Source organism: Macrococcus armenti (genome assembly GCF_020097135.1).
Taxonomy (GTDB): Bacteria; Bacillota; Bacilli; order Staphylococcales; family Staphylococcaceae; genus Macrococcoides; species Macrococcoides armenti.
In genome coordinates this window covers 2,127,846-2,147,682 of sequence record NZ_CP083608.1, presented here as the reverse complement: position 1 = coordinate 2,147,682, position 19,837 = coordinate 2,127,846, and the positions used below count along the sequence as shown (strand labels likewise).

Here is a 19,837-nt window from a genome sequence, read left to right as displayed (position 1 = left end):
TCAAGTATAATTTAGTGCGAAGCTAAAGAATTAAGGAAGATGTAGATGAAAATCAATGAAATCATTGTAGTTGAAGGTAAAGATGATACGACACGCGTCAAGCTTGCAGTAACATGTGATACGATAGAGACGAACGGATCGGCTATTGATGAGGCGACACTTGACGCGATTAAGCATGCGGCTGATGTCAGAGGGGTCATCGTTTTAACTGATCCAGATTACCCAGGAAATAAAATTAGAAAGACGATTGAAAATTATGTTCCTAATGTAAAGCATGCTTTTATCGATGCAGATGTTGCTGTGAATAAACGTGGTAAAATCGGTATAGAACATGCTCCAATCGAAGCAATTCAGGATGCATTGATACATGTATCAACACCGTTTGATCATACGTATGAGACTGTCAGTAAGGCATTTTTAGTCGATAATGGATTAATTGTCGGACCATATGCAAAGGAAAAACGAAAAAATGTATGCAAGTACTTAAAAATTGGTTACTGCAATGGTAAGCAATTATTTCATAGATTAAATGCTTTTGGTATAACAGAAGCAGATGTATATGATGCATTACACAATAAAGGAGAGAAATAATGGAATATAACGATATTGCAACACCGTCGCGTACGAAACAATTATTAGAGCAATATGGATTTAAATTTAAGAAAAGTCTCGGTCAGAACTTTTTAATTGATACGAATGTAATTAGAAATATTATCGATGCAGCTGGTATTGATAAGACGTCTGGTGTTATTGAAATTGGTCCAGGTATGGGAAGTTTAACAGAGCAGTTAGCGAAACATGCAAAACATGTACTGGCATTTGAAATTGATCAGCGTTTAATACCGATACTCGGGGAAACATTAAGCCCGTATGATAATGTCACTGTGATTAACGAAGATATATTAAAAGCGAATGTAAGTGAAGCAATTAATGCGCATTTAAGCGAGTGTGATCAAGTATTTGTTGTGGCAAACTTACCATACTATATTACGACGCCGATATTAATGGGATTACTGGAACAACACTTAAATATTAATAGTTATGTAGTCATGATGCAAAAGGAAGTTGGAGAACGTCTAACGGCGTTACCATCAACGAAAGCGTATGGATCATTATCGATTGCTGTCCAGTACTATACAGATGTTAAACGTGTAATGGTCGTGCCTAAAGGTGTGTTCATGCCACCACCGAATGTGGATTCACTTGTTGTAAAGCTGACAACGCTTGATAAACCACATGTACAAGTAGAGGATGAACAGTTATTCTTTAAATTAACGCGTGGCGCATTTGTACAGCGCAGAAAGACGATTTTAAACAATTATATGAGCTTAATCCAAGAGAGTAAAGTTCATAAAGAACGTATTATGGAATGGCTGGAAGCAAGTGGTGTAGCGCCTACGAGACGAGGGGAGAGTCTCGATTTAAATGATTATGCGAATCTTGCTAATAACATGAAAAAATATCCCGAATTAGTGATTTAAAATATTGACAACATAAAATATAATTGATAAAATTAAAAATTTTATTTACATTTTAATGTTATTATGCTATAATAAATGGTATAGCGAGGTGGGTCATTATGCCAAAAACATTAGTAGACATCAAAAAAATTCTTGACTGTCAGTTAGGTAATCGAATTGTACTAAGAGCTAATGGAGGACGTAAAAAGTTAATTGAGCGCCGTGGCGTGCTTAAAGAAACTTATCCATCAGTTTTCGTGGTCGAGTTAGACCAGGAGCAACATAATTTTGAGCGTGTGTCTTATACATACACTGACGTTTTAACAGAAAACGTACAAGTAACATTTGTAAATGATCAACAAGAAGAATTTCTTGTACAATAACCATCGATAAAGAACTGAGACGAATATGCGTCTCAGTTTTTTATTTTTCTTTTCTTATATTTTAAATTTTGAAATCGAATTGTGATAAAATAGCTTTATTAATTAATGAGCGAGGACACGATATGATTTATGAAAATGCACCGGCAAAAATAAATTTAACACTTGATACGCTGTTTAAAAGAAGTGATGGCTATCATGAAGTTGAGATGATTATGACAACTGTTGATTTGTATGACAGGCTAACATTAGAGAAACGCAAGGACAAAAGAATAGTACTCAAAATTGAACATCGTTACGTACCGAATGATCATCGTAACTTAGCATATAAAGCGGCACAATTAATGATGGAACGCTATGACTTAAAACAAGGTGTAACGATTACGCTTGATAAAACGATTCCGATAGCTGCAGGGCTTGCGGGAGGTTCAAGCGATGCGGCAGCGACATTTAGAGGGATGAACAGACTCTTTAATTTAGGATTATCACTTGATACACTTGCAGAGCTGTCCAGCGAAATTGGATCAGATATTCCGTTTTGCGTCCATGGTAAGACAACGTTATGTAAGGGGCGTGGAGAAGTGCTTGAGCACTTACCGAAACCTCCGGCATGCTGGGTTGTATTAGCGAAACCGGAAATTAGTGTATCAACTCAAGAAGTTTATGGCGCGCTTGATTTAACAGCGCCACATGACGTCATCGATAATGCACGTTGTAAAACGGCAATTGAATCCGGTGACTATCAGGAGATGATACAGTCGCTTGGAAATCGTCTGGAGCCTGTGACGATTGAAATGCATCCGGTTATTCAGATGCTGAAAGATACGATGATGAAAGCAGGTGCGGATGCGGCGATGATGAGTGGTAGTGGTCCGACTGTATATGGCCTTGCAGCGAAAGAAAGACAGGCAAAAGGAATTGTAAATGCATTAAAAGGCTGCTGTAAAGAAGTGTATATGGTAAGAATGTTAGGGTAGGTAAAACACGAACATTTGTGGTATATTATACGTATATTATGCGTAAAAGAGGGGTTTTATGAAGTTTAAAAGGAGCGAGCGTATCGTATATATGACGAGTTATTTGCTCAGTCATCCAAATGAACTTGTACCGTTAACATATTTTGTAGAAAAATTCGGACAAGCAAAGTCATCTATAAGTGAAGACGTACAAATAATTAAAGATACATTTGAAAAAGAAGAAATTGGCATTATTACGACAACAGCAGGTGCAAGCGGTGGCGTCATGTTCAAACATCGTATGTATTATGATGAAGCAGAAAGATTGATAAAAACGTTATGTACGATGCTTCAGGAAAAAGAAAGACTGCTTCCAGGTGGTTACTTATTTATGTCCGATGTTGTAGGAAACCCTAGATTACTAAACCAGGTCGGAAAGCTGATAGCTACGATGTATATGAATAGGGAAATAGACGCCGTTGTAACGATAGCAACAAAAGGAATTTCCCTGGCAAATGCAGTAGCGGGCATTATGAATTTACCGGTCGTTGTTATTCGAAAGGATAATAAAGTGACTGAAGGGTCTACAGTGTCGATTAATTATGTTTCAGGATCTTCACGTAAGATAGAGACAATGGTATTATCAAAACGTACATTGCCGGAAGGATCGAAAGTATTAATCGTTGATGATTTCATGCGAGCGGGTGGTTCTATAACGGGTGTTATGAATTTGATGAATGAGTTTAAAGCAACCGTAAAAGGGGTAACAGTACTTGTAGAATCGAAAGAAGTTAAGAATCGTTTAATTCAGGACTATACCTCTTTGGTGAAATTATCGGATGTTGATGAGTATAATCAATCTTTTACAGTTGAAGAAGGCAATTGCTTAGACAAATTTTCTAAAGTAGGGAGAAATGAGTAATGAAAAATGTTATTTCTAAAAATGCACCAGCAGCAATCGGTCCATACTGTCATGCAGTTGTAGTAAACAATATGGTTTATACGAGTGGACAGATTCCGTTAACGCTTCAAGGAGAGCTTGTAAGTGACGACGTTCAAGCGCAAACGAAACAAGTTCTTGAAAACTTATCAGCAGTATTAAAGGATAGTGGCGCGAGTTTAGATAGTGTTGTTAAAACGACAATCTTTATTAGCGACATGAATGATTTCCCGCTGATTAATGAAGTTTATGGAGAGTATTTCCATACGCATTTACCTGCAAGAAGTTGTGTTGAAGTGAGTCGCTTGCCAAAGGATGTAAAGGTTGAAATCGAAGCGGTAGCCCTGAAATTATAAATGATCATTAACTTACATTTATTTTGGGAGGCTATTCAGCATGAAAGTCACAGATGTAAGAATGAGAAAATTAATTACAGATAGTAGAATGAAAGCATTAGTATCTATTACATTAGATGATGTGTTTGTTGTGCATGATCTTCGTGTAATCGAAGGGAATAACGGATTGTTTGTAGCAATGCCGAGTAAACGCACTTCTGATGGCGAATTCCGTGATATCGCACATCCGATTAATAGTGAAATGCGTCAGGAAATTCAGGATGCTGTTATGAAAGTTTATGATGAGACCGAAGCTGTAGAACCTACAGCACATCATACAGATGCATCAGAAACTGAAGAAGCGAACGAACAAAGTGAATAATTATCTTTAGGAGGTCATGTGAACACATCACATGATCTCTTTTTGTATACAATATGTTTAGAGGGTTGTCTTGAAAATTGTCCTATAGATACAAAAACTATGTTAAAATATTATAGACTGAGTACTTGTGAAAAGATGCTCTATCATAAATTATAATATCACTCAAAATGGAGGAAACATTATGACGAGACAAGCTGTTATTCTCGCTGCTGGTAAGGGTACGAGAATGAAGTCAAAGCTTCACAAAGTGTTGCACCCTGTCTGTGGTAAGCCGATGGTGCAACATGTCATAGATAATATTAAGAAGGCAGATGTCACAGAAATCGTAACGATTGTCGGATATGGTGCAGAAGATGTTAAAGCAGCGCTAAAGGAACAATCATTGTTCAGTATGCAAGCTGAGCAACTCGGTACAGCGCATGCTGTGCAAATGGCAGCTGAGCACTTACAGAATAAGCAAGGAACAACGATTGTAATTTGTGGAGATACACCGCTTATTTCAGAAGAAACAATCGCTGGTTTTATTGCACATCACGAAACTACAGGTGCGAAAGCTACAATTCTTTCAGCGAAGACGAATACACCATTCGGTTACGGTAGAATTATTCGTGATGAACATGGTGCAGTTGAGCGTATTGTGGAAGAGAAAGATGCCACTATAGAAGAAAAACTTGTGAATGAAGTAAGCTCTGGAACATTTTGTTTTGATAATGCATTGCTATTTGAATTACTTCAGCAAGTTGATAACAACAATGCACAAGGTGAGTACTACCTTCCGGATGTGATAAGGCTCCTGCGTGAAAAAGGTGAGCTTGTAGAAGCATATGTTACTGAAGACTTTAGTGAAACATTAGGAATTAATGATAGATATAATTTATCGATTGCAGAACAAACGTTACGTCTACGTATTAACAAACAGCATATGATGAATGGTGTTACGATTGTTGATCCGTTAACGACGTACATAGATACAGAAGTAACAATCGGTAATGACACGGTGATTGAGCCGGGTGTAATGCTTAAAGGTAATACACAGATCGGTAGTGAGGTTGTTATTACATCAGGTAGCACAATTACTGATAGTGAAATTGGTAATGGTGTTACAGTGAAGCATTCTATTATCAGTGAGTCTAAAGTAGACGACGGTACAACGATAGGACCATTTGCTCAACTGAGACCGGGTAGCATTCTTGGAAAAGAAGTGAAGATTGGTAATTTCGTTGAAGTGAAAAAAGCGACGCTTGAAGATGAAGCGAAAGTATCTCATTTAAGCTATATTGGAGACGCTGAAATTGGTGCACGCACAAATGTTGGGTGCGGTGCAATTACTGTAAATTATGATGGCAAGAATAAATTTAAAACAGTAGTAGGGAAAGACGCATTTATCGGATGTAATTCAAACTTAGTAGCACCGGTTACTGTCGGTGATGGTTCATTCGTTGCTGCTGGTAGTACGATTACAGATGATGTACCAGAGAAGAGTTTAGCATTAGGACGCGCGCGTCAAACAAATAAAGAAGGCTATTATAATAAATAAACGATATATTTCAAAATGGGGGCAAATAAAAATGATGAATAGTGAATACAAAAACACATCTTTAAAAATATTTTCTTTAAACGGTAATAAGCCATTAGCGGAAGAAATCGCTAAAGTAGTAGGGATTCCATTAGGGAAATCAAGCGTTAAACGTTTCAGTGACGGTGAAGTGCAAATTAATATTGAAGAAAGTATTCGTGGATGTGATGTATTTATCGTACAACCAACATCTAACCCTGTTAACGAACATTTAATGGAGTTATTAATTATGATCGATGCATTAAAGCGTGCATCTGCAGAAACGATTAATATCGTTATGCCATATTACGGTTATGCAAGACAAGACCGTAAAGCAAGAAGTCGTGAGCCGATTACTGCGAAATTAGTAGCAGATATGATGGAAAAAGCGGGTGCAGATCGCGTTATCGCACTTGATTTACACGCACCTCAAATTCAAGGGTTCTTCAACATTCCGATTGACCACTTAATGGGAGTGCCAATTCTTGCGGATTACTTCGATGCAAAAGAAGAAATTGATAAAGACTCTATCGTAGTTGTATCACCTGACCATGGTGGGGTTACACGTGCACGTAAAATGGCGGACCGTCTAAAAGCACCAATTGCAATTATTGATAAACGTCGTCCGAAGCCGAATGTAGCGGAAGTTATGAATATCGTTGGTGATATTAATGGTAAAACAGCGATTATTATCGATGATATTATTGATACAGCAGGTACGATTACATTAGCGGCACAAGCGTTAATTGACAAAGGTGCAAAAGAAGTATATGCATGCTGTACACACCCTGTATTATCAGGCCCAGCATACCAACGTATTACAGATTCAGCGATTAAAGAACTCGTTGTAACGAATTCAATTTTATTACCTGAAGAAAACAAACCGACTAAAATTAAACAACTTTCAGTAGGTGAATTATTAGCGCAGGCAATTGTTCGTGTATATGAGCAGGAGTCAGTAAGTATATTATTCGATTAATAAGTTAAAGTGCAGGCAATGGTCTGCACTTTAACTTTTTTTATATTTTATGTTTATAACAATTTTTGCGGGGTATATATAAAACATAGACATACAAAATAAACGCTTTACAAGCAGGTTAACACAACTGATGGGTGAGCGTAGGAGCGCAATAGGCGCAAAAAAAGGAGAAATTATAATGACTTCATTAAAAGCAATTATTAGACAAGGTAAACAAACGAAAGGTTCATTAAACAAAATCAGAAACGAAGGTAAAATTCCGGCAGTAGTTTATGGATTCGGTGCAAACAATACTTCAGTTAAAGTTGATGAGCCAGAATTTATTAAAGTTATCCGTGAAGTAGGGCGTAATGGTATTATCGAGTTAGGTGTAGGATCAAAAACAATCAAAGTTATGGTATCAGATTACCAAATTGACCCAATTAAAAACCAAATTACACATATTGACTTCTTATCAATCAATATGAAATCAGAATTAACAGTAGATGTTGTTGTAAACTTAACAGGTGAAGCTGTAGGTGCTAAAGAAGGTGGCGTTGTTCAGCAACCATTATTCCAATTATCGGTTACAGCAACACCAGACGAAATTCCGGAATCAATTGAAGTAGATGTAACAGAATTAAATGTTGGAGACTCTATTTTAGTTGGTGATTTAAAAGCTAACAAATCATATACAATTAACAACGAAGACGATGAGGCGATTGTTTCTGTAGTACCTCCGACTGTAGCACCTGCTGAAGGTGAAGAAGTGGAAGATGCTGAAGGTGAAGCAGTAGAAGCTACTGAAGAAGTTAAAGAAGAAGCTGAAGGCGAAGAAAAAGCTGAATAATATTTAAAGTAAAGATTCCTGATGCTCACGCATCAGGAATTTTTTGCATATTTATTGAATGATATTTATATTCAATTTGTCTATAATAGTAGTAATTGATATTCGGAGGAAAAGAAAATGAAGTGTATTGTTGGTCTAGGTAATATAGGTAAGAAATATGAGCAAACACGCCATAACGTTGGTTTTATGGTAGTAGATGCATTTTTAGATAAATATAATATCGATTTAGATAAACAGAAGTTTAAAGGGAATTATACAGTGGCGAATATTCATGGCGAGAAAGTACTGTTCATTGAACCTATGACATACATGAATTTGTCTGGAGAAGCAGTGCGTCCATTAATGGATTATTATAAAGTTTCAGTCGAAGATCTAGTAGTACTTTATGATGATTTAGATATGCCGCAAGGGCGCATTCGTATTCGTCAAAAAGGTTCTGCCGGTGGACAAAATGGAATGCGTTCAATGATTCAGCATTTAGGTACGCAGGAATTTAAACGCATCAGACTAGGTATCGGTCGCCCGGAAGGTCGTAAGCCAGTTGTCGATTATGTATTACAAAAATTTAGTGATGATGAGATGATTACGATGGAAAAAGTAATCGATCACACAATTGAAGCGTTAGAAGCGTTTATTAAAGGCGAAAAGTTTGAAAATGTAATGAACAAGTATAACGGTGATGTATAATGCAAATACTGGATCAATTTATTTATAGAGATGAACGATTTCAGGAATATAATAAGGCGCTTGGCAAAAAAGATGTATTGATAACAGGTTTAAATTCTTCAGCTAAAGCAGTTATGATTGCTGAAAGTTACAAATATCATCAAAAGCAGATGGTTATTGTTATGAGCAACTTATATCAGGCTGAAAAGTTAGAAAGAGATTTAGTACAGCTCGTTGATGAAGATGCAGTATTTAAGTTTCCGGTTCAGGATATTATGATTGAGGAGTTCTCAACTAAAAGCCCGGATTTAATGCAGGAGAGAATTAGAACGCTTACCCATTTGGCGAAAGGCCAGAATGGGTTATTTCTCATTCCGGTGAATGGTTTAGAAAAACTGATTAGTCAGAAGGAAACTTTTTTAAAGTATCATATTGATATTAAATTAGGTATGGATATAGATTTAATTGAATTACAGCAACAACTTATCGATATGGGATATCAAAAACGAGAACGTGTTACAACGCTCGGTGAGTTTTCTGTTCGTGGCGGTTTGATTGATGTATATCCAATGATTGGTGAGCCGGTGCGTATAGAGTTGTTTGATACCGAAGTCGATGCAATTCGCGCATTTGATGCTGATAGTCAGAGGTCACTTCATAATATTGAACACGTCGAATTAAGCACCGCAAGTGAATTTATTTTCTCGAAAGAAGATATTGATTTGATGGCGCTTAATTTAAATGATGCATTTGAAGCGACGCGTACTAAAATCAAAACGAATGTACGTGACGATTTAAGAGAAACGTATGAAACAATTAAATTAAATATGACAGAATTACTCAATCATAATGTGCTGCGTCGCATGGTTAAGTTTGCGTATCCTATAGAGACGACAATTGTAGATTATTTAAAGGAAGACGCAATTATAATTATAGATGAGTATAATCGCGTAGTTGAAGCAAAAGACGCGACAATCCGTGAAAACAGCGAATTTATGGAATCGCTTATCGAGTCCGGACGCGGGTTTGTTGGTCAGACATTCGTGAAAGAAGGGTGTTTAAATCAATTAACGCATCATCATAAAGTTGCATACTTTACGCTATTCACAGCGAGTATGTCTGTACAGCTGGAAGAAATATTTAAGTTCTCCTGTAAACCTGTTCAGCAATTTTATGGTCAATATGATTTGATGCTTTCAGAATTCGAACGCTATCGCAAAAATGATTTTAATATTGTCGTATTGGCAACGAATGATACAAGAAAAGAAAAAATTAAGACGATGTTAACCGACATGAAGCTTCCTGTAACATTCCGTGCAGAAGAGAGTAAGCCAGGGATATCTATCATCGCGAAAGGTGATCTTTCAGAAGGTCTGGAACTCCCTTATATGAAGCTCGTCATCATTACAGAGAGAGAGCTTTTTAAACTACGTAAGGAAAAACCGAAACGTACACAGAAGAAGCTATCGAATGCAGAAAAGATTAAGTCATACCAGGAGCTTAATATAGGCGATTATGTTGTACATACGCATCATGGTGTCGGACGTTATTTAGGTGTAGAGACACTGCTTGTCAATAAGATGCATAAAGACTACATTAAAATTCAGTACAAAGGGACAGATCAGCTATTTGTACCCGTAGATCAGATGGATCAAGTACAGAAGTTTGTTGGCTCTGAAGACAAGGATCCAAAGCTTAATAAACTTGGTGGAACTGAATGGAAGAAAACGAAGGCGCGCGTTCAGAAGAATGTAGAAGATATCGCAGAAGAATTGCTGAAACTGTATCAGGAACGTGAGCGTGTTGAAGGTTATCAGTTTGGTCCTGATACAGAAGAACAGGAAAACTTTGAAATGGACTTCCCTTATGAACCGACTGATGATCAGAAACAGAGTCTCGTTGAAATAAAAGCTGACATGGAAAAACGAAAGCCGATGGACCGTCTGTTATGTGGAGATGTTGGTTACGGTAAGACGGAAGTTGCTGTTCGAGCAGCGTTTAAAGCGGTAATGGATGGTAAGCAAGTAGCATTTCTAGTACCGACAACGATATTAGCACAGCAGCACTATGAAACGATAATGGAACGTATGCAGGATTACCCTGTAGAAATTCAGATGATGAGTCGATTCAGAACGACAAAAGAGATTAATGAAACGAAGAAGGGGCTAAAGTCCGGATTTGTCGATATTGTTGTAGGAACGCATAAGTTACTTGGGAAAGATATTGAATATAAAGATTTAGGGTTATTAATTGTGGATGAAGAACAACGTTTCGGCGTAACGCATAAGGAAAAGATAAAAGCGTTAAAAACAAATGTAGATGTATTGACGCTAACGGCTACGCCAATTCCAAGAACATTGCATATGAGTCTGCTTGGTGTAAGAGATTTATCTGTTATAGAAACGCCACCAGAAAATAGATTTCCTGTGCAAACATACGTACTTGAGTATCAGCATAACTTCATAAAAGAAGCAATGGAACGTGAGTTATCAAGAAATGGGCAAGTATTCTACCTCTACAACCGCGTTGCGACAATTTATCAAAAGGCAGAGCAGCTTGAGATGATGATGCCGGATGCGCGTATTGCAGTTGCGCATGGGCAGATGTCTGAACGTGAACTTGAAGAAACAATGCTCGGATTCATTAATGGTGAGTACGATATATTAGTGACAACAACAATTATTGAAACAGGTGTTGATGTCCCGAACGCGAATACATTAATTATAGAAGATGCCGATCGATTCGGGCTCAGTCAGTTGTATCAACTTCGTGGTCGTGTCGGCAGAAGCAATCGAATTAGTTATGCGTATTTCCTGCATGCACCAAATAAAGTGCTCACAGAAGTAGCGGAGCAACGTTTACAGGCGATTAAAGAATTTACAGAGCTTGGATCGGGATTTAAGATTGCAATGCGGGATTTAAATATTCGTGGTGCAGGTAACTTACTCGGTAAACAGCAGCATGGATTTATTGACTCTGTCGGATATGATCTATACTCAGAAATGTTACAGCAAGCAGTGAATGAAAAACGTGGCATTAAAGAGGAAACAATCGTACCACAACTTGAGATTGATGTGGAAATCGATGCATATATTCCAGCTGAATATATTAGAGAAGAGCAGGCGAAGATAGAATTTTATAAAAAGCTTCGCAGCGTAACGACAGAGCAGGAATTAATTGATGTACAGGATGAAATGACGGATCGATTTGGTGAATATCCAGAAGCGGTTGATCACTTGATGAAAATTGTTGAGATTAAAGTTAATGCATTGAATTTTGGTATTATCCAAGTTAAAGATATTGGGAAAACAATTGAACTTGAATCATCTGAAGCGACAACGTCACGTATTAACGGAGAACGACTTTTTAAAGCTACAGAAAGCTTTGGTCGAGATTTGAAGATAGAATTTAAGAACAATAAAATCACTTTTATATTAAAGAAAAATGCAAACTGGTTATTGTCACTCGTTCAACTATCGCAGTGCATTCAGGAAGGAATAATGATGGATGGAGAGTAAACCGGTATTCAACAGTGTGATTATATTAACGTTTACGATGTTGCTCGTTAAAGTGCTGAGTGCGATATATCGCGTGCCATATCAGAATATATTAGGTGATGCGGGGTTGTATGCGTATCAGCAAGTTTATCCGATTATTGCAATCGTATCAGTATTATCGCTCAATGCGATTCCTTCAGTCGTAAGCCAGTCAAGGTACAGTAATACATTTATGAAACAACTCCATGTATGGCTTTTTGTTATAAGTGTGTCACTTGTTATATTGACTGCATTGTGCAGTGAGCAGATTGCGCAAATGATGGGGGATAGAGCATTATCTGGAATGTTAAAAGTATCAGCGCTCGTGTTATTGCCGTTTCCGTTCGTGTCGCTCGCGCGGGGCATACTTCAGAAACGACATATGATGGAGCAAATTGCAATTAGTCAGGTCATTGATCAAGTTATAAGAGTAGGTACGATTCTGATTGCAATACTGTTATACGTAAATATTGACCTAACTGTTTACGATAGTGGTGTCATCAGCATACTGGGCTCATTTTTAGGACTGAGTGGTGCGTTTGTTTATTTAAAGTATAAAGGTATTCGAATTACGGATAATGAAACGAATATAAGTGAAGAAGGGTCACATTACAGACAATTTATCACGCTTATTTTCTTCTACAGTTTAAGTTATTTAGTGCTTATTATATGGCAGCTTGTAGATAGTTTTACGATTATTAACCAACTTAAGCAAGTGATGTCATTAAATGATGCGCGAGATTTAAAAGGTGTATATGACCGTGGCAGTTCATTGATACAAGTAGGATTAATTGTTACGACATCGTTTTCGTTAGTGCTAATACCTGTTCTTGCTAAGTGTAAACATGACGATGACATTAAAAATATGCAGTCATATGCGAGTAGTGCTTTAAAAATTACGATTATTTTCAGTAGTGCAGCGGCAGTCGGCTTAATGAATTTGATTCGCCCACTCAATTTATTTTTATTTAAGACTGTTAATGGTTACGAGGCACTTGCGATTTATATGATTTCCGTCATATTTGTGTCATTGATCATTATGTTTACGGCGATGCTTCAAATATTTAATGCTTATAAAGTACAAGTTGCAGCTGTTGCAATAGGTGTGATGATGAAATTAATACTTAACGTTATAATGGTGCAGCAGTTTAATATTGTTGGTGCATCTATAGCAACGGTTGCCGGACTCTTTATGTATGCTGCAATTTTATATATAAATGTAAAAGCACTGTATGATTTAAGTTTAAACACGTTTCTAGTTCGATGGATTGGCACATTAATCGTAATGAGTGTTTTAATTCAATGTGTGCTATTAATACCATTTGATTCCAGAATGCAGGCGATGGGCGTATCTCTTATTGGCATCGTGATCGGTTTAATAATCGTTTTATATGCTATGATAAAGTGGAAAATTATTAGTATTGATGAGTGGCATCACTTACCATTTGGGAATGTCATGATAAAATTTATGAAAGAGTGATTACATGGGGAAAATAACAGTAGTAGGTTTAGGTAACTATGGTCTCGATGAACTGCCGTTTGGAATATATCGATTTTTAAATAAATCAGATGTCGTGTATGTGAGAACGATTGATCATCCAGTTGTAGAAGATTTGGAAGATATTAAATGGATTAGTTTTGACCACATTTATGAACGTCACGATCGATTTGAAGATGTATATCGAGAAATTGTATCAACGTTAAAAGATAAAGCGCAGCAAGGGGATATCGTCTATGCTGTACCTGGTCATCCTATGGTTGCAGAATCAACGACAGAATTACTGCTCGACGATGCATCGATTCAAGTAGAGGTAATCGGTGGAAAAAGCTTTATAGATGATATGTTTCATGCTGTAGCATATGATCCGAATAATGGATTTCAAATGCTGGATGGTACGATGCTTCAAAGCGATATGATTAATGTGCGAAGTGCACTGATTATTACGCAAGTGTATGATCAGATGATTGCTGGAGATGTTAAAGTGACACTAATGGAAAAGTATCCTGATGAACATCAAGTTGCAATTGTGACGGGCGCGCGTGGTGAAGGTTCTGTAGTACGTTGGTGTCCGTTATATGAAATCGACCATGAGTTCGAACTTTCAAATTTGACATCACTATTTGTGCCGGCATTATCAGATGAAAACCTTTCTGGTGAATTCGAATATTTAATGCAGGTTATGGATACTTTAGTAGCAGAAGATGGGTGTCCTTTCGATAAAGCCCAGACCCATGAAAGCTTAAAACGATATTTATTAGAGGAAACATACGAATTATTTGAAGCGATTGATAATGATGATATTGATAACATGATTGAAGAGTTAGGAGATATACTGCTTCAAGTCGTATTTCATAGTGCAATCGGCAAGAAGTCGATGATGTTCGATGCACGTGAAGTGGTTAGCGTAATTACAGATAAAATGATTAGACGTCATCCGCACATATTCGGAGAAGGCGTGGAAGTGAATAATATTGAAGATTTGAACGATGTGTGGAAAAAAGCGAAGCAGGCAGAAGGCAAAGAGGAAAAAGAAATTAAACAAGAGAAAATTTTTGCAGATTTGTACTTAAAATTATATGATTTGGTTAACAAACAGCATATGACAATTGCAGAAGGACTTAAAGTATTGGCAGGTGAACAAGATGAGACTCGATAAGTATTTGAAAGTATCAAGGTTAATAAAAAGGCGTACATTAGCGAAAGAAGTAAGTGACCAGGGCCGTATTAAAATCAATGGTAATGTAGCGAAAGCATCAAGCAGCGTTGCTATTGATGATGTGTTAGAAGTAAGGTTAGGACAACGTATTATTACGGTTAAAGTAGTAGACTTAAAAGAACATGCAACAAAAGATAACGCAAAAGGAATGTTCGAAGTTATTTCTGAAGAGAAAATACACGCTGATGAATAGAGGTGTACCGCGTGGCAAAAAAAGTAAGCAATATTGAAAATGAATATATATCAGAACGTGAACTACAGGCACGACGTAAAAGAAAGACAAATAAAGTCGTAAAAAGACGACTATTCGTATTTGGTGGAGGACTACTGTTAATACTCTTATTTTTATCAGGATTAATGCTTTATCAGATGAGTGTCAATCGCCACCTTAAAGAAGAACATGCGAAACAGACAGCTGAATATAAGAAGCTTCAGGAAAAAGAAATTGTATTAAGAGAAAAGCTGAAACAATTAAACAGTAAAGAATACATCGAGAAGATTGCGCGCAGTGAATATTTCCTGAGCAATGATGGTGAAGTGATATTTAAATTACCAGATAGTGAGGAATCGAATTCAACGGAGCAACCGTAGCGATAAGTTCACTGATTATTTAGATTTATAACGTTGTAAAAATAGATAAGTAAGCATATAATGATATATTATGAAGAATTTTATCAGGAGGATTTATTAATCTTATGTCAATTGAAGTTGGAAGCAAATTAAAAGGTAAAGTTACAGGTGTTAAAAATTTCGGTGCTTTCGTTGAATTACCTGAAGGCAAAAGTGGTCTTGTGCATATTAGCGAAGTTGCTGATAGCTACGTTGAAAATGTTGCTGATCATTTAAAAGTTGGCGATGAAGTAGAAGTTAAAGTTTTAACAATCGGAGATGACGGTAAAATCAGCCTTTCAATCAAGAAAGCTAAAGACCGTCCAAAGAAACCTGTAGCACCTAAAGTAGAGAAGAAGCCGGAAGATTTCGAAAAGAAATTATCAAACTTCTTAAAAGATAGTGAAGATAGACAAACTTCAATTAAACGACAATCAGAATCTCGTCGTGGTGGTCGTGGATCAAAACGCTAGTAAGCAATTAAACAATCTCACTTATATATTTCAATAGTGAGATTGTTTTATTTTTATGAATAAAAGGTGATGTCATGGAACGATTCTGGGATGAAAATGATACAATCGCGATAGCTGTTTCAGGTGGCGTGGATAGCATGGTACTGCTTGACAAAATAAGAATATCGCGTTCATATGAACAATTATACGTGCTCCATGTGAACCATCAGTTGCGCACAGAGTCGATTGAAGAAGAGCGCATGGTACAACGTTACTGTGAACAACATAGTATCGAATGTATCGTTTACCGCATTCCGGAAGGTACATTTGATGGAAAGCGAAGCATTCAGGAGCCCGCCCGTAAAATACGCTATGATTTTTTTAGACGCGCTGCAGAAGAAAAAGCGATAGACTGGATTTTAACAGCACATCATTATGATGATCAAATCGAGACGATCATGTTCAGGCTACTGACAAACCGTTTTACATTTCAATCACCACGTATGCATATCGTTCAGGGCGATAAGCCATGTTTCGGTAAGCCATTAATACATTACACGAAAGATGCACTTTATGAATATGCAGCAAAACATCATGTACCATACATGGAAGATGTTTCGAATCATGAAGTGAAATATACGCGTAACTACATCAGACATGAAATTATTGATAATATGGAACATGCGAATTTATCGAAAGAAAATATTATGCATGTTGCAGCATATATAGATGATGCACAAAGTCTTGTTGCACAAGTAGCCGAACGTTATGAGACTGAAGTTGAGCAGAACATGGTGACGCGTCAGCGTTTAATGCGTGAGAATAAGCTCGTCCAGCAATATGTGGTCAAAGCGTTGATTCATAAAGTTGTAATAGATGAGACTATTAGCATCAGACAAATCGATGAAATTATACGTGTCTTAAAGTCGGACACTACGCACGCTTCTTATGTATTCGGTAAATATGTGCTCTATATTACGTATGAAGCACTTACAATTAAAGCAATAACGCCGATTGCAGAAACCATTCATATTACATCACCCGGGAAATATAAATTTAATGAATATATCATTAAAGTAAATACAATAAAAAGTGATATAATAGTAAGGAGTCGTCAAAGTGGAGATACATTACTCATTGATGGACACCGCCAGAAAGTTTCAAGAATTATGAAAGATAATAAAGTACCGAAACATGAACGTCAGATGATGCCGATTGTTTTATGTGAAGGTGCAATTATTGCCGTTGGGAACTTGAAGTCAAACAATCATTTGATGAATCAGTATATAACTATTTTAAAGGAGTATTAAATATGCATAATGATATTAAAAGTACAGTGTTAACAAGTGAACAAATTCAAGAAACATGTAAACGTCTTGGTCAGCAGATAACAAAGGACTACGACGGTAAAAATCCACTTTGTATCGGTATTTTAAAAGGATCTATTTTATTTATGGCTGATCTAATTAAAAATATTGATACACATGTTGAGTTAGAGTTCATGGATGTTTCAAGTTATCATGGAGGTACAGAATCTACTGGCGAAGTTAAGATTTTAAAGGACTTAGACGTTTCTGTAGAAGGTCGTGATCTAATTATTATTGAAGACATTCTTGAAACAGGTACTACATTAAATGCAATTGTTGATTTATTGAAATATCGTAAGGCGAAATCTATTGAAATCGTAACGTTATTAGATAAGCCGATGCGCAGAAAAGTAGAAATCGAAGCGAAATATGTTGGAGAGAAAATTCCGGATGAGTTTGTAGTAGGTTATGGTCTTGATTATCAGGAACGTTACAGAAACCTTCCTTACATCGGATTATTAAAAGAAGAAGTATATACGAAATAACACTTTAAGGCCGTTATTTCACATTAAGTTTAATTAGTAGAATGATATAGCTTAAATATGGTAAAATGCTTTTTAGCTTTACATATGGAGTAGGAGGAAAATTTGAATGCAAAAAGCCTTTCGTAGTATTTTAATGGTAGCGCTTGTCGGTATCGTAATATTCGGTGTGTTTTCTATGATTAACGGCACTGGATCGATGCCTAAGCAAATGACATATACGAAACTCATGTCCGAGCTTGAAAAAGGAAAAGTTGAAGAAATGACAATTCAACCTGGACAGGATGTTTATCTCGTAAAAGGAAAACTTAAAGGTGCAAAGGCGAACGAAACGTTCACTTCTGTACTAATGTATAACAACCAGAAAGATTTAGAGAAGATTACTAAAATCGCTGAAGATCAATCAGGTGATTTGAAGTTTGATATAAAGCCCGCTGATAAAGAAAACGTATTTTTAGGTATGTTAAGTACTTTAATTCCAATCTTATTATTAGCATTTATCTTTATCTTCTTCCTCTCTCAATCACAAGGTGGCGGCGGTGGCGGCCGTGTAATGAATTTTGGTAAATCAAAGGCCAAATTATATGATGATAAAAAGAAAAAAGTGCGATTCACAGATGTTGCTGGTGCTGACGAAGAGAAGCAGGAACTTGTTGAAATCGTAGACTTCTTAAAGGATAACCGTAAGTTTAAGAAGATGGGTGCACGTATTCCGAAGGGGGTACTATTAGTTGGACCTCCAGGTACAGGTAAAACATTACTTGCACGTGCAGTAGCAGGTGAAGCAGGTGTGCCATTCTTCTCAATTAGTGGTTCTGATTTCGTAGAAATGTTCGTCGGAGTTGGTGCGAGCCGTGTACGTGACTTATTTGAGAACGCTAAGAAGAATGCACCATGTATTATCTTCATTGACGAAATCGATGCAGTAGGTCGTCAACGTGGTGCCGGAGTCGGTGGTGGACATGATGAGCGTGAGCAAACGTTAAACCAGTTATTAGTTGAAATGGATGGTTTCGGTGAAAACGAAGGTATTATTATGATTGCTGCAACAAACAGACCAGACATACTGGATCCTGCATTATTACGTCCAGGACGTTTCGACCGTCAAATTCAAGTTGGTGCACCAGATGTTAAAGGTCGTGAAGCTGTGCTTAAAGTACATGCGCGTAACAAACCTTTAGATGAAACGGTAGATTTAAAAGCATTAAGTCAACGTACACCTGGATTCTCAGGAGCGGATTTAGAAAACTTATTAAACGAAGCGGCATTAGTTGCTGCACGTCAAGGTAAAACTAAAATAGATATGCGTGACATTGATGAAGCGACAGACCGTGTAATTGCAGGTCCGGCGAAGAAATCACGTGTAATCTCAGAAAAAGAACGTAATATCGTTGCTTGGCATGAAGCAGGACATACAATTATCGGTTGCGTACTCGATGAGGCAGAGATGGTTCATAAAGTAACAATCGTTCCTCGTGGTAATGCGGGTGGATATGCGATGATGTTACCGAAACAAGATCGTTACTTTATGACGAAACCTGAATTACTTGATAAGATTGTAGGTTTACTTGGTGGACGTGTTGCTGAAGAAATTACATTCGGTGAAGTTTCAACAGGTGCACATAATGACTTCCAGAGAGCAACGGGTATCGCGCGTAAGATGGTTACAGAGTATGGTATGAGTGATAAACTTGGACCATTACAATTCGGTCATACGCAAGGTGAAGTGTTCTTAGGACGCGATATGGGTCATGAACCGAACTATTCAGATCAGATTGCTTATGAAATCGATTTAGAAGTACAACGTATCATTAAAGAAAGTTATGCGCGTTGTAAACAAATCTTATTAGAAAATCAGGATAAACTTGATTTAATTGCAAAAACGTTATTAACAGAAGAGACGTTAGTTGCAAACCAAATTAATAGCTTGTTCGAAAACGGTACATTACCTGAAGTAAGCTATGACGATTCTCACCTTTATCACATTAAAGAAAAAGAAGACAAAGTTGTAGATAATACTTCTGATGATCGTGTCGAAGTTAAGGATAATGATGAAGATGAAAACGCAGGAGCTTCAATTGATGAAGTAAAAGAGCAACTGAAAAATCCAGATGCACCTGTAGATGAAAGTGAACAAGAAGCAGAGCCAAAAGTAGACAGATTAGACAAAGATAAATTTTAAAAACAAATCC

20 protein-coding genes are annotated in these 19,837 nt (G+C 37.0%); all 20 read left to right on the top strand.

Translation table 11 applies throughout. From position 1 onward, the window contains the following. The first annotated feature begins 45 nt into the window (after positions 1-45). The 20 genes from rnmV (at position 46) to ftsH (ending at position 19,827) form a co-directional block, all read left to right on the top strand. A complete protein-coding gene (gene rnmV / locus LAU42_RS11475) occupies positions 46-591 on the top strand; it encodes a ribonuclease M5 (RefSeq protein ID WP_224183662.1) in 546 nt (181 codons plus the stop codon). After that, positions 591-1,481: a 16S rRNA (adenine(1518)-N(6)/adenine(1519)-N(6))-dimethyltransferase RsmA gene (gene rsmA, locus LAU42_RS11470; protein WP_224183661.1), complete on the top strand. Its 891-nt coding sequence runs from the start codon at positions 591-593 to the stop codon at positions 1,479-1,481. The genes rnmV and rsmA overlap by 1 nt, the downstream gene beginning before the upstream one ends. A gap of 98 nt (positions 1,482-1,579) precedes the next feature. Continuing rightward, positions 1,580-1,843 carry a biofilm formation stimulator Veg gene (veg, locus tag LAU42_RS11465; protein WP_041636232.1) on the top strand — a complete coding sequence of 88 codons (264 nt, stop codon included), beginning with the start codon at positions 1,580-1,582 and terminating at the stop codon, positions 1,841-1,843. 122 nt (positions 1,844-1,965) lie between these two features. Beyond that, positions 1,966-2,817 carry a 4-(cytidine 5'-diphospho)-2-C-methyl-D-erythritol kinase gene (gene ispE / locus LAU42_RS11460; protein ID WP_224183660.1) on the top strand — a complete coding sequence of 284 codons (852 nt, stop codon included), beginning with the start codon at positions 1,966-1,968 and terminating at the stop codon, positions 2,815-2,817. Positions 2,818-2,875: 58 nt separating this feature from the next. Next, entirely contained in the window at positions 2,876-3,718 is an 843-nt protein-coding gene (gene purR, locus LAU42_RS11455; RefSeq protein ID WP_224183659.1) for a pur operon repressor, read from the top strand. Further along, positions 3,718-4,092, top strand: coding sequence for a RidA family protein (locus LAU42_RS11450; RefSeq protein ID WP_224183658.1), 375 nt, complete (start codon positions 3,718-3,720; stop codon positions 4,090-4,092). The genes purR and LAU42_RS11450 overlap by 1 nt, the downstream gene beginning before the upstream one ends. A gap of 40 nt (positions 4,093-4,132) precedes the next feature. Then, positions 4,133-4,453 (top strand): septation regulator SpoVG, encoded by a 321-nt coding sequence (gene spoVG, locus LAU42_RS11445; protein WP_224183657.1) that lies wholly within the window; start codon positions 4,133-4,135, stop codon positions 4,451-4,453. Positions 4,454-4,634: 181 nt separating this feature from the next. Next, a complete protein-coding gene (gene glmU / locus LAU42_RS11440) occupies positions 4,635-5,990 on the top strand; it encodes a bifunctional UDP-N-acetylglucosamine diphosphorylase/glucosamine-1-phosphate N-acetyltransferase GlmU (RefSeq protein WP_224183656.1) in 1,356 nt (451 codons plus the stop codon). Positions 5,991-6,021: 31 nt separating this feature from the next. After that, entirely contained in the window at positions 6,022-6,987 is a 966-nt protein-coding gene (locus LAU42_RS11435; RefSeq protein WP_224183655.1) for a ribose-phosphate diphosphokinase, read from the top strand. A 178-nt stretch (positions 6,988-7,165) separates the two neighbouring features. Continuing rightward, positions 7,166-7,816: a 50S ribosomal protein L25/general stress protein Ctc gene (locus tag LAU42_RS11430; RefSeq protein ID WP_224183654.1), complete on the top strand. Its 651-nt coding sequence runs from the start codon at positions 7,166-7,168 to the stop codon at positions 7,814-7,816. 117 nt (positions 7,817-7,933) lie between these two features. Next, on the top strand, positions 7,934-8,503 hold the full coding sequence (pth, locus tag LAU42_RS11425; RefSeq protein ID WP_224183653.1) for an aminoacyl-tRNA hydrolase: 570 nt from the start codon (positions 7,934-7,936) through the stop codon (positions 8,501-8,503). Next, positions 8,500-12,000 carry a transcription-repair coupling factor gene (gene mfd / locus LAU42_RS11420; protein WP_224184813.1) on the top strand — a complete coding sequence of 1,167 codons (3,501 nt, stop codon included), beginning with the start codon at positions 8,500-8,502 and terminating at the stop codon, positions 11,998-12,000. Before pth ends, mfd begins: the two co-directional genes overlap by 4 nt. Beyond that, complete coding sequence (locus tag LAU42_RS11415; RefSeq protein ID WP_224183652.1) at positions 11,990-13,498, top strand: polysaccharide biosynthesis protein; 1,509 nt, start codon at positions 11,990-11,992, stop codon at positions 13,496-13,498. Before mfd ends, LAU42_RS11415 begins: the two co-directional genes overlap by 11 nt. A 4-nt stretch (positions 13,499-13,502) precedes the next feature. Then, positions 13,503-14,675: a MazG nucleotide pyrophosphohydrolase domain-containing protein gene (locus tag LAU42_RS11410; RefSeq protein ID WP_224183651.1), complete on the top strand. Its 1,173-nt coding sequence runs from the start codon at positions 13,503-13,505 to the stop codon at positions 14,673-14,675. Continuing rightward, entirely contained in the window at positions 14,662-14,928 is a 267-nt protein-coding gene (locus LAU42_RS11405; protein ID WP_224183650.1) for an RNA-binding S4 domain-containing protein, read from the top strand. Before LAU42_RS11410 ends, LAU42_RS11405 begins: the two co-directional genes overlap by 14 nt. Positions 14,929-14,939: 11 nt before the next feature. After that, a complete protein-coding gene (locus tag LAU42_RS11400) occupies positions 14,940-15,326 on the top strand; it encodes an FtsB family cell division protein (RefSeq protein WP_224183649.1) in 387 nt (128 codons plus the stop codon). A 104-nt stretch (positions 15,327-15,430) separates the two neighbouring features. Beyond that, a complete protein-coding gene (locus tag LAU42_RS11395) occupies positions 15,431-15,817 on the top strand; it encodes a S1 domain-containing RNA-binding protein (RefSeq protein WP_224183648.1) in 387 nt (128 codons plus the stop codon). Between the two features lie 74 nt (positions 15,818-15,891). Next, entirely contained in the window at positions 15,892-17,106 is a 1,215-nt protein-coding gene (gene tilS / locus LAU42_RS11390; protein ID WP_224183647.1) for a tRNA lysidine(34) synthetase TilS, read from the top strand. A gap of 2 nt (positions 17,107-17,108) precedes the next feature. Next, a complete protein-coding gene (hpt, locus tag LAU42_RS11385; RefSeq protein WP_224183646.1) occupies positions 17,109-17,648 on the top strand; it encodes a hypoxanthine phosphoribosyltransferase in 540 nt (179 codons plus the stop codon). Between the two features lie 106 nt (positions 17,649-17,754). Then, entirely contained in the window at positions 17,755-19,827 is a 2,073-nt protein-coding gene (gene ftsH, locus LAU42_RS11380) for an ATP-dependent zinc metalloprotease FtsH (protein WP_224183645.1), read from the top strand. The last annotated feature ends 10 nt before the right edge of the window (positions 19,828-19,837 follow it).